This is a genomic window from Polynucleobacter sp. 39-46-10, assembly GCF_002282275.1.
Map to the genome: position 1 here is coordinate 1 of NZ_NCJB01000490.1, position 1,322 is coordinate 1,322.

General features: G+C 47.1%; 1 protein-coding gene and 2 pseudogenes. 2 read left to right on the forward strand and 1 reads right to left on the reverse strand.

What is annotated here, in order from left to right:
* On the forward strand, positions 1-497 hold a 497-nt coding region (locus B7X71_RS17055; protein ID WP_363927292.1), incomplete at its 5' end, for a glycosyltransferase.
* Positions 498-524: 27 nt separating this feature from the next.
* On the opposite strand, the pseudogene secF reads toward B7X71_RS17055, so the two are convergent.
* Positions 525-1,223 (reverse strand): annotated as a pseudogene (secF, locus tag B7X71_RS17060) (protein translocase subunit SecF); the annotation flags it as partial.
* On the opposite strand from secF, the pseudogene B7X71_RS17065 reads away from it, so the two are divergent.
* Positions 1,224-1,322: pseudogene (locus B7X71_RS17065) on the forward strand (3-deoxy-8-phosphooctulonate synthase); the annotation flags it as partial. It abuts the pseudogene before it with no gap.

Below are 1,322 nucleotides of genomic sequence, written 5' to 3' on the forward strand. Positions count from 1 at the left end.
GTCATCCTGAAAGATTCTTGGAGGTGGCGGATCAGATTCGGGATGCTGGTTTGAAGTTTCTATGCCGTACGAAATGGATTGAGGCGCCTAAGGGCGATGCTAATGTGGATGTGATTCTTGGCGACTCCATGGGTGAGATGCCGATGTATTACAGTGCCGCTGACTTAGTTCTCATGGGCGGTAGCCTACTTCCCTTTGGCGGACAGAATCTGATTGAGGCTTGTGCTGCTGGTTGTCCAGTGCTGCTTGGTGAGCATACCTATAACTTCCAACAGGCGGCTTTGGATGCTATTGCGATTGGTGCCGCAAAGCGTATCCAGGGCGAACTTATCTTGAGTGAGCCAGTGGCTCTCATGGAATCTTTAAAAGAATTGCTTTTAAATACTGCCGAACTGGCAATGATGTCGAGCGCTGCAACGGCCTACTCGATTGAGCATCAAGGCGCGACTAAGAAAATATTAGCCGCCCTTGAGCATCAGAATTTCACGCTAAATTAACATTACATTTAGCAGTTTGGTAGAAGCTTAGACCTGAGCCCCAAAGTTAGGATCATCATTGCGAGCAGTATCATCCGGCTTCTTATCACCCTTCACTAAATCTTCACGAGTAACACCAAGCCACATTGCTAAAGCTGCAGCAACGAATACAGAAGAGTAAATACCAAACAAAATACCGATGGTCAGCGCTAAGGCAAAGTAGAAGAGGGTAGGACCACCAAAAATCAACATTGCCAAGACCATCATCTCAGTACTGCCGTGAGTAATCACGGTACGGCTAATGGTGCTGGTAATGGCGTTATCAATAATTTCGCGGGTATTCATTTTGCGGTACTTTCGGAAGTTTTCGCGAATACGGTCAAAGATCACCACTGACTCATTGACCGAGTAACCCAGCACGGCGAGTACTGCAGCCAATACGGAGAGTGAGAATTCCCATTGGAAGAAAGCAAAGAAGCCCAAAATAATGACGATGTCATGTAAGTTCGCAATGATGCCGGCAACAGCAAATTTCCACTCGAAGCGGAAGGAAAGGTAAACCACGATGCCAATTACTACAAACAACAAAGCCATTAATCCATCAATCGCGAGTTCACGGCCTACTTGGGGGCCTACGAACTCCACACGCTGTAGCTTCGCTCCAGTAGTTGCTGGCTCCAGCGCTTGCATCACTGCTGCGCTTTGATCTGCAGAGGAAATCATTTTTCCTTCAGCATCTTTTTGGAGGTTGATGTGATGCAAACCCCTGCATTTTTATGCAGACAGACCGATTTCATTCGAGCTTGTGCTCAAAGCGGTAAGCCGATCAATTTCAAGAAGGGGCAA